The sequence below is a fragment of the Mycobacterium paraintracellulare genome (assembly GCF_000276825.1).
GTDB classification, from domain to species: Bacteria; Actinomycetota; Actinomycetes; order Mycobacteriales; family Mycobacteriaceae; genus Mycobacterium; species Mycobacterium intracellulare.
Genome location: NC_016948.1, coordinates 3,418,385 through 3,441,488, shown reverse-complemented (window position 1 = coordinate 3,441,488; position 23,104 = coordinate 3,418,385). Strand labels below are relative to the sequence as shown.

Below are 23,104 nucleotides of genomic sequence, written 5' to 3'. Positions count from 1 at the left end.
TCGGCGGCGTATTCCTCGTCGGGCGCCGTGGTGACGGGGGTCGAAATGCTTGCCGCCACAGAGCTAAGGTCACGGGGCGCCGGTGATGTGGCCGCAATTCCGCGGGGCCCCCTAGCTCCCAGGTTCGTGCGGCCGACCATTGCGGTGCCGACCGTGCTGGTCTGGCTTGGGTCGCTCGTTGCGTGGTTGGGGGCGACGGCGGCGGTTCTGTGCGGAGTGAGTCGTTGGTGGTTGGCGGTCACCATCGTCGTTCAGGGTCTCGTAACGTTTTCCATGTTCTCGGTGCTGCACGAAGCGATTCACCACACCGTCGGCCGACCAAAGTGGATCAACCAGGTATTCGGTCGCTTGTCGATGCCGTTCGTCTCATTGTTCGGAACTTTCCCCATGCTCGCGTATACGCATCTGGCGCACCATCGCAACACCAACGAAGGTATCCATGAGGATCCGGACGCGTGGAGTCTCACGGGTCCGCGTTGGCAGCTGCCGTTGCGCTGGTTGACGATCGATGCCTGGTATTGCCGCTTTTACCTCGCGCGCCTGCGCCGGCGCCCCCGTAAGGAAGCCTTGGGCTTTGCCCTACACCTCACTCTGGCCCTTGCCTTCGTAACCACCATCCTGATTCTCGGCTACTGGCGAGAGCTGGTGCTTATCTATTTCATCCCACAGCGGATCGGCATGGTCATCCTCGCGTGGTGGTTTGACTGGCTGCCTCATCACGGTCTTGTTCCGATAAAGACCAATCGATTCCAGGTCACCCGCGCTCGGGTTGGCTGGGAGCGTGTTCTGTGTCTGTTATTGATGTATCAGAACTACCACGTAGTTCATCACCTCCATACTGCGATTCCTTTCTACCTGTACGTAAAGGCATGGCGGGCCGCAGAATCGGAGTATCTGGACCGAAACGTGCCGATCAGCACCGCGTGGGGCCAGGACATGACGCCTTCGGAGTACCGCAGATGGCGGGGGGTCAGTAGCGGCATCGTCGAAGCGGATCGCGGAGATCGGTGGGTAGCGGTTCGACCACACCTCGACGCGGCTGGCGCACCCCCGCCCTCATCATCCCGGCGGCGCAACGGACCGCCCGGCCCCTGTCCCGGCGGCGCGAAATCGTCCTTCTCGCACCGCGTGCCGCTACGTTAGGAAGTCAGCGCGAAGCTCTGGCCTGAAGAAGGGCGGGACCGAGAGTGCTCAGCGTGGGGACGACGGCGCGGTGATCGCGGTCAGGTTCCACTTGTCCAGCCACGGCCGCACCAACTCGGCGACGGAGAATTTGGCGCGGGCGGCGCACCCGGCCTTGGGCGTGTAAGGATCACCGCCGCGGATGAGGATGCCGACGGCGCTGACGGTGCCGTCGCGTTCGTAGTGGTACACCGGCCCACCCGAATCGCCGCACTGGCCGCTCGCCAGGAACACGACCTTGCTGGCGGTGATCTCCACGATCTGCCCGCAGGCGTCCGCGCCCGAACCCATGCCGAACTTGCACAACTGTTGTCCGACTTGAAGATTGGTGGCGACGCCGGTGACCGGTAGCGACGCGGCGACCGCCGCGGACCGGGGAACGTTGTCACCGTCGAGCGTGATCAGGCCGATGTCGTGCTGTTCGTCGTGGACCCCCTCGCTGATCGTCTCGGTGAACGTGCCCAGCGTGGTGTAGGGAAGGACCCCGCCCAGGTTCATCGTCACCTTGCTCCGCTGACCGGGACGATTGCAGTGACCGGCGGTGAGGATCCCGGCCCGGGCGCCCCCGGTATGCACCAAAAATCCTGCGGTGCAACCCATTCCACCGGATCCGTCGGCATACTCGACGTAAATGCCGGCACCCGGACCGATGGCGCTGGCCGCCGGCAGATCGATCGGCGCCAGGGTCGGCGGCGCCGGGAGGGGAGGCTGCCGCGCCGGGGTGGTGGCCCTGGGGTACAGGCAGACGGCCGCCACCAGGGCGGCGGTGCTGCACACCGCCGCCAGGATGAGCAGTGTGGTGTGCAGTTTGGCGCGCTGCGGCACATCGGAGAAACGGCTCTTCGGCGTGCGTCGGCGCTGGTCCCGGCTGGGCAGAAAGCCCAACACGGCCAGCACCGCCAACACCAGGGCACTGAGCGGCAGCGCGACGGTACGAGCCGGCGAATAAGGCGACCCCCAGCTGGCGAACTCCAGCGCGTACACGCCCCCCATTAGATCGGTCTTTGCCGCCTCGCGCGGCGCTCTCGACAGAGTTGGTGGATCAGCCGACGGTGGCCGGCTCGGGGGAGGGTTCGTCGTCGACGCGACGGTGTGCGCGGCGGTGGTGCCGGCGGAAGTGGCGGACCTCGATGATCAAGCCCGCCAGGCCCAGCGCGCTGGTGATCGCCGACACCAGGTACAGCAGCGAGCTCGGGTGACCGGCCAGCGCGTCGCCGAGGACGACGACGGCGGTGGTGCCGGGCAGCAGGCCGGCCAGCGTCGCCAGGCCGTACGGCAGCACCCGCACGCTCGACGCGCCGGCGGCGTAGTTCAGCGCCGAGAACGGCACCGCCGGAATCAATCGCAGCGACACGATCGCCAGCCAGCCCCGCCGCCGCAGCCGTTCTTCCACCGTGTCGATCGATCGGTGGCGCACCAGGCGGTTCAACCGCCACCCGAGCGCCCGCACCAACAGCAGGGCGATCATCGCGCTCGCCGTGCTGGCGACCACCGCGATGGCGACGCCCAGCAGCGGGCCGAAGAGCAACCCGGCCGCCAGCGTGAACGCGGTCCGCGGGATGGGCACCACCGTCACGACGATGTGGGCGACCAAGAACGCCAGCGGGAACCACGGTCCGAGGGACTGCGCCCAATCGCGCATCTGCACCGGCGAGGGCAGCGGAAGCCACGACGCCAGCACCAGCAGCGCTGTGATGCCCACCACTGTCCAGACGATCCGCGACCGAGACACACTTCGCGCCGCCGCGCCGATGGCGCAGCCGAGATCGCGAAGCGTCGCGGTGATTTTGCTGGTGGCGGAACCCGTCACGGCATCCAAGGTTACGGGGCGCAGATGAATTGGGCGTTGCCCGCGGCTGGCGTTTCGTCCAGAACCCGGTCGGGTGGCGGCGCCTGGCGGTTTTTAGCGGAGAGCTCCCATCAATTAGCCTCAATAGCTAAGTGGTATCCCCAAAGCTGTAGCCCAAATGCTGGGAAAAGGGAGCAATCGGTGTCCATTGATGTACCCGAGCTCGCCGGCCTAGAACAGGTTCGCGGGCGTTGGCGCAGTGCGGTCGCCGGAGTGCTGGCCAAGAGCACCCGGAAGGACCCCGAGCAGTTGGGGGACGCGCCGGAGCGCCTGCTGGAGACCCCGACGTACGACGGGATCGCGATCCGCGCGCTCTACACCGCGCTCGACGAGCTTCCCGAACCGCCGCTGCCGGGCGAGTGGCCCTACGTGCGAGGCGGCGACGCGCTGCGCGACGTCAAGACCGGCTGGCGGGTCGCCGAGGCGTTCCCGGCCACCCCGGTGCCCGGCGTCGCGGCGGCCGACGTCAACTCCGCGGTGCTCGACGCGCTCGGCAACGGGGCCAGCGCCCTGGTGCTGCGGATCGGGGAGTCGGGCGTGGCGCCCGGCCAGCTGGCCGACGCGCTGCAGGGCGTCTACCTGAGCATGGCGCCGCTGATCCTCGAAGCCGGCGCCGACTACGCGGCGGCCAGCGACGTGGCGCTGGCGCTGGCCGACGGGGTGGAACCCGACCAGCGCGCCACCGTGTCGATCGACCTCGGCGGCGACCCGCTGACCGCGGCGCTCAGTGAGCGTGCCGCCCCGAAGATCGAGGACGTGGTCGCCGTCGCCAAGCGGGCCGCCGAGCACACCGGCGTGCGGGCGATCACCGTCGACGGACCCGCGTTCCACAATCTGGGCGCCAACGCGACCTGGGAGCTGGCCGCCGGCGTCGCGGCCGCGGTGAGTTACCTGCGGGTGCTCACCGAGGCGGGGATGCCGATCGGCCGGGCGTTGCGCCAGATCAGCTTCCGGTTCGCCGCCGACGACGACCAGTTCATGACGATCGCCAAGTTCCGCGCGGCGCGCAACCTGTGGGCGCGGGTCGCCGAGGTCGTCGGCGATCCCGATGCCGGTGCGGCCGTCATCCACGCCGAGACGTCGCTGCCGATGATGACGCAGCGCGACCCCTGGGTGAACATGCTGCGCTGCACCCTGGCCGCCTTCGGTGCCGGCGTCGGCGGCGCCGACTCGCTGCTGGTGTTCCCCTTCGACGTGGCGATCGACGGCGGATTCCCGGACACCGCAACCAGTTTCGCGCGGCGAATCGCCCGCAACACCCAGCTGCTGCTGCTCGAGGAGTCGCACGTGGGTCGCGTGCTGGACCCGGCCGGCGGGTCATGGTTCGTCGAGGACCTCACCGCCCGGCTGGCCGAACAGGCCTGGCAGCACTTCCAGGCCATCGAGGCGCACGGCGGATTCACCGAGGCCGTCGATTTCATCGCCGCCCAGATCGGCGAGATCGCGGCCCGCCGCAGCGACGACATCGCGCACCGCCGCACGGCGATCACGGGTGTCAACGAGTTCCCGAACCTCACCGAACCGCCGCTGCCGCAAAGCGACTCGTCGTATTCGCCGCTCGCCGCCGGGAAGCTGGTGCGTTACGCCGCGGAGTTCGAAGCGCTGCGCGACCGCTCCGACGCCTTCGTGGCCCGCACCGGCTCGCGCCCCCAGGCGTTGTTGCTGCCGCTGGGCCCGTTGGCCGAGAACAACATTCGGGCAACCTTCGCGTCGAACCTGTTGGCCTCCGGGGGCATCGAGGCGGTCAACCCCGGAACCGTCGACGCCGCCGGCGTCGCGGCGGCCGTGGCCGAGGCGGGGACGCCGACGGTGGCGGTCATCTGCGGCACCGACAAGCGCTACCAGGACGAGGCGTCCGGCGTCGTGCAGGCGGCGCGCGCCGCCGGCATCGACCGGGTTTGTCTGGCCGGACCGGAAAAGGCCGTGGCCGACGCCGAGCACCAACCGGACCAATTCCTGACCGCGAAAATCAATGCGGTCGAAGCACTGTCGGATCTGCTCACGAGGCTGGGGGCGTAGCCAGTTATGACGACCACTGCACCTGCTGTCGGCAGCTTCGCCGATGTGCCGCTGCACAGCGAACGGACCATAAAACCGGCGACCGAAGCCGCCGTCGAAGAACACGTCGCCGCGGCCGCGGCCGCGCACTGGTACACGCCCGATCAGCTGCAATGGCATACGCCGGAAGACATCGACGTCAAACCGGTCTACATCGCCGCCGACCGCGCCGCGGTCGAGGCCGACGGCTATCCGCTGCACAGCTTCCCCGGCGAACCGCCGTTCGTGCGCGGACCGTACCCGACGATGTATGTCAACCAGCCGTGGACGATTCGGCAGTACGCCGGGTTCTCCACCGCCGCCGAATCCAACGCCTTCTACCGACGCAACCTGGCGGCCGGACAGAAGGGCCTGTCGGTCGCGTTCGACCTGGCCACCCACCGCGGCTACGACTCCGACCACCCGCGCGTGCAGGGTGACGTCGGAATGGCCGGTGTGGCAATCGATTCCATCCTCGACATGCGGCAGCTGTTCGACGGCATCGACCTGTCGACGGTGTCGGTGTCGATGACCATGAACGGCGCGGTGCTGCCGATCCTGGCGCTGTACGTGGTGGCCGCCGAGGAGCAGGGTGTCCCGCCGGAGAAGCTGGCCGGCACCATCCAGAACGACATCCTCAAAGAGTTCATGGTGCGCAACACCTACATCTATCCGCCCAAGCCGTCGATGCGCATCATCTCCGACATCTTCGCCTACACCAGCGCCAAGATGCCGAAGTTCAACTCCATCTCGATCTCCGGGTACCACATCCAGGAGGCCGGTGCCACAGCGGATTTGGAGCTGGCCTACACCCTGGCCGACGGGGTGGACTACATCAAGGCCGGCCTGGACGCCGAGCTGGACATCGACAAGTTCGCGCCGCGGTTGTCCTTCTTCTGGGGCATCGGGATGAACTTCTTCATGGAGGTCGCCAAGCTGCGGGCGGGCCGGCTGTTGTGGAGCGAGCTGGTCTCCCAGTTCGACCCGAAGAGCGCCAAATCGCTGTCGCTGCGCACACATTCGCAGACCTCGGGCTGGTCGCTGACCGCGCAGGACGCCTTCAACAACGTCGCCCGCACCTGCATCGAGGCGATGGCCGCCACCCAGGGGCACACCCAGTCGCTGCACACCAACGCGCTGGACGAGGCGCTGGCGTTGCCCACCGACTTCTCCGCCCGCATCGCCCGCAACACCCAGCTGGTGCTGCAGCAGGAGTCGGGCACCACGCGGCCCATCGACCCGTGGGCGGGCTCGTATTACGTGGAATGGCTGACCCATCAGCTCGCGCAGAAGGCCCGCGCCCACATCGCCGAGGTCGCCGAGCACGGCGGCATGGCCCAGGCCATCAGCGACGGGATCCCCAAGCTGCGCATCGAGGAGGCGGCCGCGCGCACGCAGGCCCGCATCGACTCCGGGATCCAGCCGGTGATCGGGATCAACAAGTACCAGGTCGAGGAGGACCAGGAGGTCGAGGTCCTCAAGGTCGAGAACAGCCGGGTGCGCGCCGAGCAGCTGGCCAAGCTCAAGGAGCTGCGGGAAAGCCGCGACCAGCAGGCCGTCGACGCCGCGCTCGCCGAGTTGTCACGCGCCGCGGCCGCGCACGGTCGTGCGGGTGAGGACGGGCTGGGCAACAACCTGTTGGCGCTGGCCATCGACGCGGCCCGCGCCAAGGCCACCGTCGGCGAGATCTCCGACGCGCTGGAGAAGGTCTATGGCCGTCACCAGGCGGAGATCCGTACCATCGCCGGCGTCTACCGCGACGAAGCTGGAAAGGCCGGAAACATGGCCAGCGCAACCGAACTGGTCGAGAAGTTCGCCGAGGCCGACGGCCGCCGCCCCAGGATCCTGGTGGCCAAGATGGGGCAGGACGGCCACGACCGGGGCCAGAAGGTGATCGCGACGGCGTTCGCCGACATCGGCTTCGACGTCGACGTCGGATCGCTGTTCTCCACGCCCGAGGAGGTGGCCCGCCAGGCCGCCGACAACGACGTGCACGTGGTAGGGGTGTCCTCGCTGGCCGCCGGTCACCTGACGCTGGTGCCGGCGCTGCGCGACGCGCTCAAAGAGGTGGGGCGCCCCGACATCATGGTGGTGGTGGGCGGCGTCATCCCGCCCGGCGATTTCGACGAGCTGTACGAGGCCGGGGCCGCCGCCATCTTCCCGCCCGGCACGGTGATCGCCGACGCCGCAATCGGCTTGCTGCACAAGCTCGCCGAGCGGCTGGGTTACGACCTCTAATGATGCGCGCGAGACGGCAACTACCGACAGGGTTACTCGGGAAATGCGTCGCCAGTTGCGGTCTCGCGGTGTGGAAATGAACCCAGAGCAGCTGGCCAAGGCGGTCCGCAGCGGTGACCGCGCGGCGTTGCCGCGCGCCATCACCCTGCTGGAGTCCACCCGCAAGGACCATCAGGAGAAGGCGCAGCGGCTGCTGTTGGAGCTGACGCCGGACTCGGGCAAGGCGCACCGGGTGGGGATCACCGGGATTCCCGGGGTGGGCAAGTCCACCACCATCGAGGCCCTCGGCATGCACCTGATCGAACTGGGCCATCGCGTCGCGGTGTTGGCCGTCGACCCGTCGTCGACGCGCACCGGCGGCTCGATCCTCGGTGACAAAACACGGATGGCGCGCCTGGCGATGCACCCGGATGCATACATTCGGCCGTCGCCCACGTCGGGCACCCTCGGCGGGGTGGCCAAGGCCACCCGCGAAACATCGGTGCTGCTGGAGGCCGCCGGGTTCGACGTGGTCCTGATCGAGACTGTCGGCGTCGGGCAGTCCGAGGTGGCCGTGGCCAACATGGTCGACACCTTCGTGTTGCTGACCCTGGCACGCGGGGGCGACCAGCTGCAAGGCATCAAAAAGGGCGTGCTGGAGCTGGCCGACATCGTGGTGGTGAACAAGGCCGACGGGAATCACCTGCCCGAGGCGCGGTCGGCGGCCCGCGAGCTGTCCGGGGCGATCAGGCTGATATATCCGCGCGAAACCCTTTGGCGCCCGCCCGTTCTCACGATGAGCGCTGCGGAGGGGACCGGCCTCGACGAACTGTGGGAGACCGTCGAACGCCATCGTCAGGTGCTCAGCGAGGCGGGGGAGTTCGAGGCGCGCCGCCGCGGCCAGCTGGTCGACTGGACCTGGCAGATGGTGCGCGACACGGTGCTGGACCGGCTGGCCTCCAACCCGGCGGTGCGCAAGATCCGGGCCGACGTCGAGCGGAAGGTCAAGGCGGGGGAGCTAACTCCGGCCCTGGCCGCCCAGCAAATTTTGACGGCCGCGTCTGGCTAACGGATAGGTAAATAATCGGGGGGTTTCGCTCCTGCCCGGTGTGTAATCCAAGTAAATTCAAAAGTGTGACGGTGGATAGCCGAGTCAATCGCCGCGCGGTCCGTGTCCACGATGACCTTGACGCAGGTCACCGTGTGTCCGGCGCGGCGGACTCACACTTCGGGTGCGTCGTTCGTAGCTTTTCCAGCATGTTTCCGGCCCGCCGGTTCGGTGGCGGGGCGTTGGCCGTCTATGTGGACGGCCAGCCCGTCGTGGACGTCTGGACGGGGTTTGCCGACCGGGGCGGGCAGCGGCCGTGGTCGGAGAACACCGCCCCGATGGTGTTCTCCGCGACCAAGGGAATGGCCGCCACCGTCATCCACCGGCTCGCTGACCGGGGGCTGATCGACTACGACGCCCCGGTCGCCGAGTATTGGCGCGAGTTCGCCGCCAACGGCAAGGCCGACATGACCGTGCGCCAGGTGATGAGCCACCAGGCCGGCCTCTCGGGGCTGCGCGGCGCCACCAAGGAAGACCTCCTGGATCACGTGGTGATGGAGGAGCGGCTGGCGGCGGCGGCTCCGGGGCGGCTGTTCGGCAAATCCGCATACCACGCGCTGACCTTCGGCTGGCTAATGTCGGGTCTGGGCCGGGCGGTGACCGGTAAAGGGATGCGGACGCTGATTCGCGAGGAACTGGCCGAGCCGCTGGGCGTCGACGGCCTGTACCTGGGCCGGCCGCCGGCCGGATGCCCGACGCGGGTCGCCGAGATCGTCGCGCCGCAGAACCTGCTGGGCAGTTCGCTCGTCAACTACGTCTCCCGCAAGGTCGCCAACGAGCTCTCCGGCGGCTTCCGGTCGATCTATTTCCCGGGCATGGTCGCGGCGGTGCAGGGCGACACCCCGCTGCTCGACGCCGAGATCCCGGCGGCCAACGGTGTGGCCACGGCGCGCGGCCTGGCGCGGATGTACGGCGCCATCGCCAACGGTGGCGAGGTCGACGGCATCCGATTCCTCTCCCGCGACCTGACGGCAGGCCTGACGGGCGAGCGCAGCCTGCGGCCGGACCGAAACATCTACGTGCCGTTGGCATTCCACCTCGGTTATCACAGTCTGCCGATCGGCGGCGTGATGCCCGGCTTCGGTCACGTCGGGATGGGCGGTTCGGTCGGATGGGCCGACCCGGCCTCGGGGGTGGCGTTCGCGCTGGTGCACAACCGTCTGCTGACGCCGCTCGTGATGAGTGACCACGCGGCGTTCGTCGGGATCTATGCGCTGATCCGCAGGGCCGCGGACAAGGCCCGCAAACGCGGATTCCGCCCGGTCACCGAGTTCGGGGCGCCGTTCTGCGAGCCGGGGGCCGTCGCGGGCTGAAAGCGGGCAGACGGTGAGTTCCGGCGATGCAAATGACCGCGTAATTTACGGGGGCGCTTAAATCGACTCGCCGGTTCGAATGACGGTGGTCGAAAGCCCATGTGCGGTTGTTCGCATGCGATGTAATCTGTGCGGGATGTTTGCTCAGTTCATTTCCGCAAATTGCCGCGGCGTTGCGCGAAAACAATGCCCGCCGGTAATCCCGCTTTTGCGGGTGTGCTGATGCCTCGACCGCGATTTTGGCACCCGGGCGCCGGGCAGCGAGAATCGTTCAGGTGAGCGCGCACCCGACAGTCTCTGGCCCCGATGCAACCGTCAACCGCCGGCCAAAGCGGCGAGGGTCGGCGGGCTCGACGCTCGCCCAGGTGTTCGACACCCGAAACAACGCGCTCAACGTTTGGCGCCTGGTGCTGGCGTCTGGCGTCATCCTGCAACACTCCTGGTCTCTCACCGGCCGCAAGATCTACCCGCCGGTGGAACAGCTGCTCACCCAAGTGTGGGTGGACGGATTCTTCGCGATATCGGGGTTCCTCATCACGGCGAGCTGGGTGCGCAACCCGCGCCTTCGCGAGTACTTCGTCGCCCGTGTTCTTCGCATCTTCCCCGGGCTGTGGGTCTGCCTGGCCGTGGTGGCATTTGTCATCGCCCCGCTCAGCGTGGCGATCCAAGGAGGCTCGCCCGCCAGGTTGCTGCTGTCTCCCGCGCCGTTCGCGTATGTGCTGAACAACGCCGTGCTGAACGTCTATCACACCGGTATCGACGGAACACCCCGAAACGTCCCCTTCCCGGGCGTCTGGGACGGCGTCCTGTGGACCCTCGTATTCGAATTCCTCTGCTACATCGCCATCGCTGTTGCCGGTGTGGCCGGACTCCTCAAACGCCGCTGGCCCGCTCCGGTGGTGTTCGCACTGTTCTTGGTGGGTGCGGCGCTTGTGTCTTACCCGGTGGGAGCGGTGGAGACGATCCCGCAGATGATCACGCGTTTCGCCCTCGTCTTCGCAGCGGGAGCGGTTCTGCATCAATTCCAAGACATGATTCCCGCCCGGTGGTCACTTGTTGCCGTGAGCGCGGCCATCGTGGTGGTGGCCGGCTTGCTGGTGCCGAACTATCGGGTAGTGGCGGCCATCCCACTGGCCTATGCCGTCATCGTTTCGGGAGCGCTGATCCACAACCAGCGCATGCGTTTACGCACGGACCTGTCCTATGGCGTGTACATCTACGCGTGGCCCATTCAGCAGCTGTTGGTGATCTGCGGACTGGGTGTCGTCCCACCAGTCGCGTTCGCCGTTCTTGCCGCCGTCGCCACCCTGCCACTGGCCGCACTGAGCTGGTTCCTGGTGGAAAAGCGTGCGCTTGCGCTCAAATCCCGCTTCAAGCGCAAAGCGCGTGAACACGACGGCGTGGTCGATGACGCGCAACCGTCCGCGCAGATCGTCACCGGCGACTAGGTTCCTTGCGGATTCCGCGCCGCATTAGCCTCGATCTCACCTTTACCTAGAGATGAAAAGTCGTCCAGACCGAATGATTAATGCGCGTTGCTGAACGCGCCTCGTGGTCGGCGACGGCGTTGCCGGAAGCGCGTAATTGAACTTTGCCCCACAAATTGCAAACTCATGGATAATGACCCGTGATCCCGGGGGCCACATGACGCGCAACTGAAAGGTGTGGGCCACCGATGACAGCTTCCCGGACGAGCCAACCCGCCGATCTAACAGGGTCATCCGCCCGCCAAGCAACCGCCGTCCGTCCGGTTGCGCTGTTCGTGTTGGGAATGGCGCGGTCCGGAACGTCGGCGCTGACCCGGGTTTTGTCGCTGTGCGGTAGCACGCTCCCGGCCGGAATGTGTGGCGCCGACGGGAACAATCCGCGCGGTTATTGGGAGCCGCGGGCGGCGATCATGCTCAACGAGACGATCATGCGCCGCCACGGCAGCAATTGGTACGACCCGACGCTGCGCCTGCAGGAGGAGTGCGCGTTCGGCGCCGACGAGAAGGCGGCCTGGATCGCGGAGATCGCGGCGTATCTGGGCACACTGCCGGCGGCGCCGCTGGTGGTCATCAAGGAGCCGAGGATCACGGCGCTGTCGGGCCTGTGGTTCGAGGCGGCGCGCCAGGTCGGCTTCGACATCGCCGCCGTGATTGCGGTGCGCCATCCGCAAGAGGTTGTCGCCTCGGCGGCGAAGTACGTGGACACCTCGCCGGAGCTGTCCAGCGCATTGTGGCTGAAGTACAACCTGCTCGCCGAGCGGCACACCCGCGGGATCCCGCGCGTGTTCGTCGACTACGGCAACCTTCTCGACGACTGGCATCGAGAGGTGAAGCGCGTCGCCGCCGCGCTGGAAATCGATCTGGACACCGTCGACGAGAGCGCCGTCGAGGAATTTCTCACCCCGGAGCTTCGACGCCAGCGATACGGCGGCCCGGTGGCGGACCATTTCGGTGCGGACTGGGTCTCCGCCGTCTACGAGGCGCTGCACGGGGCCGCGCAGGACAACCCCCTGCACGCAGCGACTTTGGACCGGGTTTTCGAGTCGTATCAGGCCGGCGAGCGTGATTTCCGCATGGCCTTCACGGAATTCCACGCCCGCACCAACAGCCTGCTTCGCCGGGTGTTTCGGCCGTTCATCGTGAAGCGGATCCTCGAGATCGCCGCGGTGGTGCACCGGCACCGCGGGGCCTGGGCGTAGGTCACGCCGTCAAAGATTAAGTAAGAAAAACAGGTTCGTAAAAAGGCCGCCTTGGTCCATCGCACGGGGCTATAGTCCTTAGCGGGCGAAATGATTCGAAGGTTCTCACCGGGGGGCAGAAGTTGCCGGTCACAAGTCAGCCGTGACTCGTGTGAGGAGCGCGGTATATCGCTTCCTCTTTGCCAAAGTTGTTGAGCAGGCTGCGATCTAGCTCTCTGACACCGTAGTGTGCGCGACGGTGTCGATTCCCAACGGTTGCTACGCGCATGGATCGCGCGTGCACCAAGTCGGAAACCCCTGGATATCAACCGAACTCCGAAAGTCGTTCAGGCGCACGGCCAGTGAAAGGTTGGATTCGCGATGAGATTGGCCCGGATGACCAAGCCCGTCGATCGCCCCGTCGGCTCCGGGAACCGCCCGGTTGCCCTCTTCGTGCTGGGACCGCAACGGTCGGGAACGTCGGCGCTCACTCGGGTGCTCTCGCTGTGCGGTGGCACGCTGCCGGCTGCGATGCTGGGCGCGGACGCCAACAACCCGCTCGGGTATTGGGAACCGCGAGCGGCCATTTCGCTCAACGAAACGATCCTGCGCCGTCTCGGGACCAATTGGTACGACCCCTCGCTTCGCTTCCTGGACGACGTTTCACCCACCAAAGAAAAGAAGGCCTGCGTCGCCAAGGTCGGGGAGTACCTGTCCACGCTGCCGGCGGCGCCGCTCGTGGTGATCAAGGAACCCAGAATCACGACACTGTCCGATCTGTGGTTCGAGGCGGCACGCGTGGCCGGATTCGACGTCGCCTCGGTGATCGCGGTACGTCATCCGCAGGAGGTCATTTCGTCTATCGCGAAGTCCTGGCACGTCTCTCCCGCGCTAGCGAGCGCCTTGTGGTTGAAATGCAACATCCTCGCCGAACGAAATTCGCGCGGCGTACCGCGGGTATTCGTCGACTACGCGAACCTGCTCGACGACTGGCGCCGGGAAATGAAGCGCATCTCCGCGGAGTTGCCGGTCGAACTGCACGCCGAGGACGAGGACGCCATCGAGGGGTTCCTCACGCCAGGCTTGCATCGGCAGCGGCACTGTGGCGCGGTGACGGATCTGTTCGGCGCCGATTGGATTTCCACGGTCTATGAAGCGCTTCGCGATGCCGCGCAGGACGATCCGATCGACATGTCAGCGTTGGACCGCGTTTTCGAGTCCTACCGGTCCAGCGAGCGTGATTTCCGTAAGGCGTACGAGGACTTTCACGGCTTGTCCAACAGCATGCTGTTCCGGCTTCTCCGGCCGGCCATCGCGAGGCCGGTGATGGAGGTCGTCGCAATGGCCCACCGGCACAGGGGGACTTGGGCGTAGCGCCTTTCGTGCATGTGGCGTGGCCTCGTGCGGCCCCCGATGCGCCGCCTATCCGCAAGGAATCCCCTGATGCGGCGGTAAGTCCCCGTTATGATCGACCGGACCGCGATCTCGGCGAGCGTGCCGATCGCATGTTTTCCTCAGCATCGCAAACGGGAGGCGTCGATTCGTGTCAGCGTCCGTGCTCATCACCGGTGGGGCGGGATTCATCGGGTCGGCGCTCGCCCGTCGTCTCATCGAGGCCGGATACGACGTCGCCGTGATGGACGTGCTGCATCCGCAGGTGCACGGGGGAGATCGGCCGATCGAACTGCCGCCGTCGGTGCGGTTGTTCACCGGCGACGTCACCCACGCGCCCGACTTCGACGCGGTGCTGCGGATGTTCCGCCCGTCCCAAGTCGTCCACCTGGCCGCCGAGACGGGAACCGCGCAATCGCTGTCCGAGGCGACGCGGCACGGCTCAGTGAACGTCGTCGGCACCACCCAACTCCTGGACGCCTTGAGCCGCTCGGGACACGTGCCCGACCAACTCGTCCTGGCGTCATCGCGGGCGGTGTACGGCGAGGGCTCATGGCAGTCCGGCTCGCACATCTTCTACCCGCCACCTCGCAGTCACGCGCAGCTCGTCGCGGGCCGCTGGGATCCGCAAGGACCCGCGGGTGAACAGGCGGTGCCGCTGCCCAGCCGCGCCGACCGCACCGAACCCCGGCCCACCAACGTGTACGCGGCGACCAAGCTCGCCCAGGAACACCTGCTGGCCGCCTGGACGTCCGCGCGCGACACCAACCTCAGCGTGCTGCGTCTGCAGAACGTCTACGGCCCCGGGCAGTCGCTGACCAACTCGTACACAGGAATCGTCGCCCTCTTCGCGCGGTTGGCGCGCCAGGGGCTTGCGTTGGAGGTCTACGAGGACGGCCGCATCGTGCGCGATTTCGTCTACATCGACGCTGTCGTCGACGCCCTGTTCGCGGCGGTCCAGCGCCCGGCGACCCAGCCGCGCTGCCTCGACATCGGGTCCGGCCAGGCCACCACCATCCACGAGCTGGCCAACAAGATCGCCGCCATGTGTGGCGCGCCCGAACCGACCGTCGTCCCGAAATTCCGCGACGGCGACGTGCGCGCAGCGAGCTGCGACATCGAGCCGGCGATCAACGAGCTCGGTTGGCGCCCCGAGCGTTCGCTCGATGACGGTTTGCGCGCGCTGCTCGACTGGATCGCCGAGCGGCCCGAAGCCGCCGCCGGATCGAACGAATCGGGCCGCCCCGTCGTTGAACAGGCGGGACGCCGCTGAGAACTGCGGTCTGGTGTGACTGCTGGAAGCCGGGGCAGTGCTTATTAACGCCTATGATGGTTGCTACTCCCCGGTAGGGGCAGGGACGGGACCACCCACGCCAGTCCTTTCATTTTGAACCAGGGGGCAGCTTTGACCGTGGCCGATCGTGACATGCGATCTCCGTTCCTCGACACCAGATCCGCCTACCTTGACCTGCTGCGACGTAACCTCACCCGGTACGGCAGCGACGAGTTGGTGCCGGTGGGCTGGGACCGTCTGGGGCGCCCTCTTTTCAGCACCCGCAACCTGATGCTGGTCCGCAAGCGTCCGTTCAACGAGCATGCGCGAAAGTTGGGCCTGGATTGGCCGGCGGATGCCTTGACGATGATCGGCATGCAGCGGTTGACCAGCCTGCAGCGCTGCGTGGAAACGGTTCTGACGGAAGACGTCCCCGGTGACCTGGTCGAGTGCGGTGTGTGGCGCGGTGGGGCGTCGATTCTGATGCGCGCCGTGTTGTCCGCCTACGGGGACGAGAAGCGATCCGTGTGGCTATGCGATTCGTTCGAAGGGGTGCCGCCGCCGGACGCCGCGCACTACGAAGCCGACAAAGGCATCAATTTGCATCGCGCCGCCGGGGTGCTCGCGGTGTCCGAAGCGCAGGTCAGGGCGAATTTCGAACACTACGGATTACTCGATGACCGCGTTCGTTTCGTACCGGGCTGGTTCAAAGACACCCTGCAGGACGCCCCGATCGAAAGCATCTCCGTGTTGCGTCTCGATGGCGACCTTTACGAGTCGACGATCCAGGCCCTCGACGCCCTCTACCCGCGGCTCTCATCCGGCGGGTATTGCATCATCGACGATTACCACGCCATCGACGCATGCCGGCAGGCCGTGGCCGATTACCGCACGGCGCACGGCGTGACCGCAGAGATCGAGGAAATCGACGGCACCGGCGTGCTGTGGCGCAAGCCGTGACGATCGCGCAAACCGGTGCAGTGGGGATTCGGCGCTATCTAAAGTGATCGGTGCATCACCGTGATGGCGCAACCGAAGGGCTTGGATCCGCGATGAAATGTGTGCTGGCCAGCTACGGAACGCGCGGCGACATCGAGCCCTCCGTGGTGGTCGCCCGCGAGCTGCAGCGCAGGGGCCATGACATGGTCATGGCCGTCCCGCCCGACTCGGTGAGCTTCACCGAAGCGGCCGGGCTGACCGCGGTCCCTTACGGGCTGGACTCGCAGACCTGGCTGGACGTCTACCGCAACTTCTGGACCTCGTTCTTCCGCGGATTCTGGAAGATCCAGGAGATGCGCGGCATGTGGCGCGAGATGTGGGATCTCAGCGACCAGTGCTGGGCGCAGATGAACACGACGCTGATGTCGCTCGCGGACGGCGCCGACCTGCTGTTCGCCGGCCAGAGCTACCAGGAGACCGCCGCCAACGTCGCGGAGTTTTACGACCTTCCGCTGGCCACCTTGCATCACGTTCCCATGCGGCCCAATGGCCAGGTCGTTGCGATCCTGCCGCCGCCGTTGGCGCGCTCGGCGATGACGGCGTTCGACTGGTACTGCTGGCGCCTGAACAAGAAGGTCGAGGACACCCAGCGCAGGCGACTCGGGTTGCCGAAGGCGACGGCGCCGTCACCGCGGCGGATCGCCGAGCGCGGATCACTGGAAATCCAGGCCTATGACGAGGCCTGCTTCCCCGGGCTGGCCGATGAATGGGCGAAATGGGACGGCCTGCGACCCTTCGTCGGAACGTTGACGATGGAGTTGACCACGGAGGCCGACGACGACGTGATGTCCTGGATTCACGCGGGGACACCGCCGATTTGCTTCGGCTTCGGCAGCATGCCGGTGGAATCTCCGGCCGATACCGTCGACATGATCAGCTCCGCCTGCACGCAGCTCGGCGAGCGAGCGTTGATCTGCGCCGGGAGGAGCGACTTCAGCGACGTCCCGCTCGCCGATCACGTCAAAGTGGTGGGGCCGGTGAATTACGCGACGATCTTTCCCGCCTGCCGCGCCGTCGTTCACCACGGCGGCTCGGGAACCACGGCCGCCAGCCTGCGCGCCGGGGTGCCGACGCTGATTCTGTCGATGGATGCCAATCAAACCATCTGGGGAGCTCAGCTCAAGCGGCTGAAAGTTGGTACCACGCGGCGGTTTTCGGCCACCGATCGCAAAACATTGGTGGAGGATCTGAGCCGGATCCTCGCCCCGGATTACGCACGGCGCGCTCGCGAGATCGCCGCCCAGATGACCAAGCCGGCGGACAGCGTCGTCAAGGCCGCCGATGTGGTGGAAAAGTTTGCCAGCTCGCGGAGTCGCGCCTGACGCAGCAAACAGGTTCAGGGCCGTTGTGCTGGGGGAATAGTCGATTTTGCTATCGGTTTCGGTGCGCGGATGGATCCGGGTCGACTTCCCGTTTTCGCGGACACGATGTCGATAGTCTGGCAGACTACGGAAAGATCAGGCGACGACACCTGGGCTTCAGCCACACTGCCCACGGGTCGTCATAGTTCTACGGTCGGGGGGAAAGGCCGATGAGGTTGGCTTTGTCGCACTCGGCTACTCCGGTGCGCCGTTACCATCCCGCGTGGCCGCGGGGTGCCAAATCCGTTGCGGAACAACGACAACCAATGACGCCGACTGCGCCCCAGGGTAAATGGCGGGCCGTAGATTACCGAGCGGAAACGCCGCAGTCAAAGTTGCCCGCGCCGTCGGAGATTGACTAAGGTAAAGTCGCGATGAAATTTGCTGTGGCAAGTTATGGAACGCGTGGCGATATCGAGCCTTGCCTCACCATCGGTCGTGAACTGATGCGCAGAGGCCACTCGGTACGCATGGCCGTGCCGCCCAATCTTGTCGATCTGGCCGAGGAGGCCGGTGTGCCGGCGATTCCGTACGGGCCGGACATGCATGACTTTTGGAGCGACGAGTTCATCCGCGACTTCTTCAAGAACTTCATCCGGGGCCCGGTCAAGTTGATACGGGAAGCCTGGGAACCGGTACTGAAAAACTGGCAGGAAATGAGCGCGGCGCTGATGTCGGTGGGTGCCGGAGCCGATTTGCTGTTCACCGGGCAGCTTTACCAGGATTTGGCGATCAACGTCGCCGACTACTACGGCATTCCGATGGCCACACTGCACTACATCCCGATGCGGCCCAACGGCAGGGTCGTACCGGGGGTGCCCGCGCCCATGGTCCGCACCGGAATGGCCGTGTACGACTGGATGTGCTGGCGGATGAACAAGAAGGCCGAGGATCGTCAGCGGCGCGAGCTCGGCCTTCCCACTGCAACGGTGGCCTCGCCGCGGCGGATCGCCGAGCGGGGTTCGCTGGAAATCCAGGCCTACGACGACGTGTGCTTTCCCGGGCTGGCCGACGAATGGGCGAAGTGGGGTGGTCAGCGGCCGTTTGTGGGCTCGTTGACCATGGAACTGACGACCGATTGCGATGACGAGGTGTTGGCGTGGATCGCCCAGGGCACGCCTCCGATCTGCTTCGGTTTCGGCAGCATGCCGGTCGCCGAATCACCCGCCGACACGGTGAGAATGATCGGCGCCGCCTGCGCGGAGTTGGGGGAGCGGGCGTTGATCTGCTCCGGCTGGAGCGACTTCAGCGACGTCCCCCAGTTGGACCACGTCAAGGTCGTCGGCGTGGTCAACTACACGAAAATTTTCCCCGCCTGTCGCGCGGTCGTTCATCACGGCGGCTCGGGGACCACGGCCGCCGGTCTGCGCGCGGGGATCCCTTCGCTGATCCTCTGGACGGCCGGCGACCAGCCGATGTGGGGGTCGCGTGTCAAGCAACTGAAGGTAGGCACATCCCGGCGGTTCTCGAGCGCCACCCCTGAAACTCTGATTGCCGATCTGCGGACGATCCTTGCCCCGGAGTACACCACCCGCGCCCGTGAGCTGGCGACCCGGATGAGTAAGCCCGCCGAGAGCGCAGGGCGCGCCGTCGATCTGTTGGAAGAATTCGCTCGTTCGGGGCGCTGTGTTCCCGGGGTATCCACCGAGCGAAGTCGCTGAGCAACCGGTGACGGATACAGCGAAACGCATTGATGGCGTGGAGGGGCGTCTAGGCTCTCTACCGGTATTACTGGCACGCGGAGTTAGGGGCAGTTATGGCGGTGACTGATCACGACACGCGGTTTGCATACCTCGATCTGCTCCGGCGTGACCTCACCAGGTATGGCAGCGACGAGTTGGTGCCGGTGGGGTTGTACCGCTTGGGACGTCCCCTCTTCAGCACGCGTAACTTGCTGCTGGTGCGCAAGCGGCCATTCAACAAGGATGCCCGCGACTTGGGCCTGGACTGGCCGGCGGACGCCTTGACGATGATCGGCATGCAGCGGTTGACCAGCCTGCAGCACTGCGTCGAGACGGTTCTGGAAGACGACGTGCCCGGCGATCTGGTCGAGTGCGGTGTGTGGCGCGGCGGCGCCTCGATCTTGATGCGCGCCGTATTGGCCGCCTATGGAGACGAGAAGCGAACCGTGTGGTTGTGCGATTCGTTCGCCGGAGTGCCGCCACCCGATACCGTCAATTACAAGGCGGATAAAGGAATCCGGCTGCATCGCCACGCGCGCATCCTGGGTGTGCCGCAAGAGCACGTCAAGGCCAATTTCGAGCGCTACGGTTTGTTGGACGACCAGGTGCGTTTTCTTCCGGGCTGGTTCAAGGACACCCTGCAGGACGCCCCGATCGACCGGATTTCGGTGTTGCGGCTTGACGGCGACCTTTACGAGTCGACGATTCAGGCGCTCGACGCGCTCTACCCGCGGCTGTCGCCCGGAGGCTTTTGCATCGTCGACGACTACCACGCGATCAAGGCGTGCGCGCAGGCGGTGACGGACTACCGCGACAAGCACGGCGTGACCGACGAGATCGTCGAGATCGACGGCACCGGCGTGCTATGGCGTAAGTCCTAAAGAGATCGCTGAAACTCTAGGTGTACGAGACGATTTGCCCTTCGGTGCGGGATGGGCGGAACACGATCATGATGAACCGATTCCGTTTGCACCGGACGGGGTACGTGCCGATGCTATGGTTGCCGCCGTGGCACCAGGGCTGACAACCGGCACCCGCCTGCGGATGTGGTGGGTGCGCACCGAATACTGGCTCGCGCGCACACTGTTGCCCGACGTCTACGCCAACGACGCGTTGATCACGTTCAACAACTTTCACGCGTTTCTGGATGATCCCGAATTCCAGCGCGCTTACCAGCGTGGCGCCCGCTCCCTGGGCAACGAGGATTGGTACCAGTGGCAATGGCGCGTGCACGTGGGGCTGTGGGCGGCGGCCAGCGCCAGCAAGCTCGAGGGCGATTTCGTCGAGTGCGGCGTCAGTTACGGGTTCTTGAGCAGCGCCATCATGGAGTACCTCGACTGGGATCGGCTGGGCAAGACGTTCTATTTGCTTGACACCTTCGCCGGTCTCGATCCGCGGTTCGTCACCGAGAACGAACGGCGGGCCGGGGCGCTGGAGACTAGCAAAGGGCATCTGCGCAACGGGATGTACGTGAACGGCGTTGACAGCGTCCGCGCCAATTTCGCGCAATGGAAAAACCAGCGCATCATCGTCGGCGCGGTTCCCGAGACACTGGAGCAGGTCGATGCGCCGTCGGTGGCGTATCTGCACATCGACATGAACTGCGCTCCCCCCGAAGTCGCTGCGCTCCGGTTCTTTTGGCCGCGGCTCACCCCGGGTGCGTTCGTGCTGCTGGATGACTACGCCAACCGGGGACGCGACGAGCAGCGCGCCGCCATGGACGAAGTTGCCGGCGAGCTGGGTGTGAAAATCTGCACATTGCCCACGGGCCAGGGCCTGCTCATCAAGCCTGCACGCTAGGCGAACCAGGCCTTCTCCCAAGGGTTTTAGCGCGCCGAACCTCGAGTTGCCCGCGCGATCTGGTTTCACGTTCTTTCACACGGGTAGGCCTCTGCTATGGCATTAGCATTGATCACCGGCGCGTCCAGTGGAATTGGTCTCGAGCTAGCGGAGCTGTTTGCCGAGCGGGGATATGACCTGGTGGTGGCGGCCGAAAACGACGGCATCTACCCAGCGTCCACCACGTTATCCCGGTGGGGCGTCGATGTCCGGCCGGTACAGGTTGACCTACGCACCCCGGAAGGCGTCGAAAAGCTCTATCGGCAGGCCACAGAGGGTGATCGTCCGATCGATGCAGCCGCGCTGAACGCCGGCATCGGCGGCGGGGGAAGCTTCGTCGAGGGCGACCTGGCGCACGATATGTCCATCATCGACCTCAACGTGCGCTCGACCGTGCACCTGGCCAAGCTGGTGCTGCGCAACATGACCCGGAGCGGCGCGGGGAGGGTGCTGCTCACGTCGTCGCTGGCGTCGATGGCGCCCGGGCCTTTCGAGGCGGTTTATCACGCCTCCAAGTCGTTCGTTCAGTCCTTCGCCGGGGCCTTGCAGGACGAATTGCGTGATACCGGAATCACTATCACCTCCCTGCTGCCCGGCACCATCGAGACCAACTTCTTCAACCGCGCGGGTATGGACGAGACGCGTGCGGGGCAAAAGCCGAAGGATGACCCGGCCGAGGTTGCCAGGCAGGGTTTCGAGGCGATGATGCGCGGCGACCGCAAGGTCGTCGGCGGATCTCTGACCACCAAGACCGTGGGTGTGGCCCTGCGTTTCCTGCCCGATTCGCTCAAGGCGGTCGCCAGTCGGATAAATTCCACCCCCGCCGGGCGGCGATAAGGCGGCCTCAGCCAACCACTTTCCGGCGGACGGCCTCCTCCAAGAGGTCGGCGGTGGTCCCGATGCTCTCGGCGGGCTTGCTCATCCGGGCGGAGAGTTCCCGGGCTCTGGTCGCGTAGTCCGGGGCGAGGATGGTACGCAGGTCCGCCACCAGCGAGCGTGGGGTGGTGGCCGAAAAGCGTCGGGCGGCACCTACTTTCAAGCGTTTGATCTGGGCCGCCCAATACGGCTGATCGGCCGAACTCCACAGGGCCAAGGTGGGGATTCCCGCGCGCAGGCTCGCGGCCGTGGTGCCCGAACCACCGTGATGAACGACGGCACGGCAGGCGGGGAAGATGGACGAGTAGTTGACCGGGCCGACGACTTTGACGTGGTCGAAATGCGGCACGTCGCTGAACTCTGTGCCGCCGAAGCAAATGAGCGCCCGCTCGCCCAGCTGTGCGCAGGCCGCACCGATCATTTCGACGGTGGCGGTGGGGGATTCGACCGGTATGCTCCCGGACCCGAAGCAGATGGGTGGTGTTCCCGAGGCGATCCACGAGACGACATCGTCGTCGGCGTCGGTCGCCAACTCCATGGTGAGTGCGCCGACGAACGGACGGCGGCTACCCCATTTCGCCCATTCGGCGGCCAGGCCGGGAAAAAACACGTCGTCGTAGGTTTGGATTTCCAGCCAACCGTGGTCGGCGATTCGTCGCTGCGAACGATGTGTCGCCTCGGGCAGCCCGAGTTCTTGGCGCTGCGCATTGTCGACCTTCATCGTCGAGCGCCAAAACAGCCACTCGATCGCCGTCATCGTCGAGCGGACCAAAGGGGCCGGCATGCTGGGCACCAGGCGGCCGTTGGCGCGCATGGGGAAGTGATGCAACGAGGCCAACGGAATGTCGTAGTACTCAGCCACATTGGCGGCGGCCTGCTCGAAATTCAGGCCGGTGGTGAGCAAGTCGGCCCCATCCGCGAGCGACTTCAGCGTCGTGCTCACGTCCGGCCAATACTTGATGATCGGGTCCCAAACTTTGGGCAGCTGCCTGATCGGATTGCGGAAGAAATCCGCCCACATGTTCCGCAGGAATTCCTCGTCGAGGAACTCCTGCACTTTGGGGCCGTAAGGAACGGCTACCAGCCCGGTCGATTCGACGAAGGCAACCAGTTCCGGGGGGACGGCCAGTCGTACGTCGTGCCCTCGGCGCACCAGTTCGCGACCCACGGCGGCGGAAGGCTCGATGTCGCCGCGAGTTCCGTAACTCGCCAGGGCAAACTTCATTGTGGGTCCCAGCCTTGTGTTCCTTGACTTCGAATCGGTCTGGTCGTTGTGCTGAGACTAGCTAATCAGCGCATCTCCAGCGTGAA

17 protein-coding genes and 1 pseudogene are annotated in these 23,104 nt (G+C 66.0%); 15 read left to right on the top strand and 3 right to left on the bottom strand.

The window, feature by feature from the left end; all coding sequences use genetic code 11:
• Positions 1-126: 126 nt before the first annotated feature.
• The gene (locus OCQ_RS15545) at positions 127-1,143 is read left to right on the top strand and encodes a fatty acid desaturase (RefSeq protein WP_014385182.1); all 1,017 of its coding nucleotides are present in this window, start codon (positions 127-129) and stop codon (positions 1,141-1,143) included.
• Positions 1,144-1,191: 48 nt separating this feature from the next.
• Here the strand turns inward: OCQ_RS15545 and OCQ_RS15540 are convergent, their stop codons facing one another.
• Together OCQ_RS15540 and OCQ_RS15535 are read right to left on the bottom strand one after the other, a co-directional pair.
• On the bottom strand, positions 1,192-2,175 hold the full coding sequence (locus tag OCQ_RS15540; protein WP_041785063.1) for a chymotrypsin family serine protease: 984 nt from the start codon (positions 2,173-2,175) through the stop codon (positions 1,192-1,194).
• Positions 2,176-2,224: 49 nt separating this feature from the next.
• Entirely contained in the window at positions 2,225-2,992 is a 768-nt protein-coding gene (locus tag OCQ_RS15535) for a TVP38/TMEM64 family protein (protein WP_008257927.1), read from the bottom strand.
• A 180-nt stretch (positions 2,993-3,172) separates the two neighbouring features.
• Here OCQ_RS15535 and mutA point away from each other — a divergent pair, with 180 nt between their 5' ends.
• From mutA to OCQ_RS15465, 14 genes and pseudogenes are all read left to right on the top strand, one after another.
• Positions 3,173-5,050 carry a methylmalonyl-CoA mutase small subunit gene (gene mutA, locus OCQ_RS15530; RefSeq protein ID WP_041785061.1) on the top strand — a complete coding sequence of 626 codons (1,878 nt, stop codon included), beginning with the start codon at positions 3,173-3,175 and terminating at the stop codon, positions 5,048-5,050.
• A gap of 6 nt (positions 5,051-5,056) precedes the next feature.
• Positions 5,057-7,306, top strand: a complete 2,250-nt coding sequence (gene scpA / locus OCQ_RS15525; protein WP_009953287.1) for a methylmalonyl-CoA mutase — start codon at positions 5,057-5,059, stop codon at positions 7,304-7,306.
• Positions 7,307-7,382: 76 nt separating this feature from the next.
• Positions 7,383-8,365, top strand: a pseudogene (gene meaB / locus OCQ_RS15520) (methylmalonyl Co-A mutase-associated GTPase MeaB).
• A gap of 54 nt (positions 8,366-8,419) precedes the next feature.
• Positions 8,420-9,706 (top strand): esterase/beta-lactamase LipL, encoded by a 1,287-nt coding sequence (gene lipL / locus OCQ_RS15515; RefSeq protein WP_008257920.1) that lies wholly within the window; start codon positions 8,420-8,422, stop codon positions 9,704-9,706.
• 365 nt (positions 9,707-10,071) lie between these two features.
• On the top strand, positions 10,072-11,154 hold the full coding sequence (locus OCQ_RS15510; protein WP_014385178.1) for an acyltransferase family protein: 1,083 nt from the start codon (positions 10,072-10,074) through the stop codon (positions 11,152-11,154).
• Positions 11,155-11,477: 323 nt separating this feature from the next.
• The gene (locus OCQ_RS15505; RefSeq protein ID WP_014380423.1) at positions 11,478-12,392 is read left to right on the top strand and encodes a sulfotransferase family protein; all 915 of its coding nucleotides are present in this window, start codon (positions 11,478-11,480) and stop codon (positions 12,390-12,392) included.
• Positions 12,393-12,752: 360 nt separating this feature from the next.
• Positions 12,753-13,745, top strand: a complete 993-nt coding sequence (locus OCQ_RS15500) for a sulfotransferase family protein (RefSeq protein ID WP_014385177.1) — start codon at positions 12,753-12,755, stop codon at positions 13,743-13,745.
• A 181-nt stretch (positions 13,746-13,926) separates the two neighbouring features.
• Positions 13,927-15,036 (top strand): NAD-dependent epimerase/dehydratase family protein, encoded by a 1,110-nt coding sequence (locus tag OCQ_RS15495; protein ID WP_014385176.1) that lies wholly within the window; start codon positions 13,927-13,929, stop codon positions 15,034-15,036.
• Between the two features lie 153 nt (positions 15,037-15,189).
• Positions 15,190-15,996, top strand: a complete 807-nt coding sequence (locus OCQ_RS15490; protein WP_026071337.1) for a TylF/MycF/NovP-related O-methyltransferase — start codon at positions 15,190-15,192, stop codon at positions 15,994-15,996.
• A 92-nt stretch (positions 15,997-16,088) separates the two neighbouring features.
• Positions 16,089-17,357 (top strand): glycosyltransferase, encoded by a 1,269-nt coding sequence (locus OCQ_RS15485; RefSeq protein WP_041785057.1) that lies wholly within the window; start codon positions 16,089-16,091, stop codon positions 17,355-17,357.
• Between the two features lie 413 nt (positions 17,358-17,770).
• On the top strand, positions 17,771-19,057 hold the full coding sequence (locus tag OCQ_RS15480; RefSeq protein WP_080588027.1) for a glycosyltransferase: 1,287 nt from the start codon (positions 17,771-17,773) through the stop codon (positions 19,055-19,057).
• Between the two features lie 95 nt (positions 19,058-19,152).
• Positions 19,153-19,959 carry a TylF/MycF/NovP-related O-methyltransferase gene (locus tag OCQ_RS15475; protein WP_009953300.1) on the top strand — a complete coding sequence of 269 codons (807 nt, stop codon included), beginning with the start codon at positions 19,153-19,155 and terminating at the stop codon, positions 19,957-19,959.
• Between the two features lie 115 nt (positions 19,960-20,074).
• A complete protein-coding gene (locus tag OCQ_RS15470) occupies positions 20,075-20,878 on the top strand; it encodes a class I SAM-dependent methyltransferase (RefSeq protein ID WP_009953302.1) in 804 nt (267 codons plus the stop codon).
• Positions 20,879-20,974: 96 nt separating this feature from the next.
• Positions 20,975-21,754: an SDR family NAD(P)-dependent oxidoreductase gene (locus tag OCQ_RS15465; RefSeq protein WP_014380417.1), complete on the top strand. Its 780-nt coding sequence runs from the start codon at positions 20,975-20,977 to the stop codon at positions 21,752-21,754.
• Positions 21,755-21,761: 7 nt separating this feature from the next.
• Here the strand turns inward: OCQ_RS15465 and OCQ_RS15460 are convergent, their stop codons facing one another.
• Positions 21,762-23,018 carry a glycosyltransferase gene (locus OCQ_RS15460; RefSeq protein WP_014385173.1) on the bottom strand — a complete coding sequence of 419 codons (1,257 nt, stop codon included), beginning with the start codon at positions 23,016-23,018 and terminating at the stop codon, positions 21,762-21,764.
• Positions 23,019-23,104: the final 86 nt, after the last annotated feature.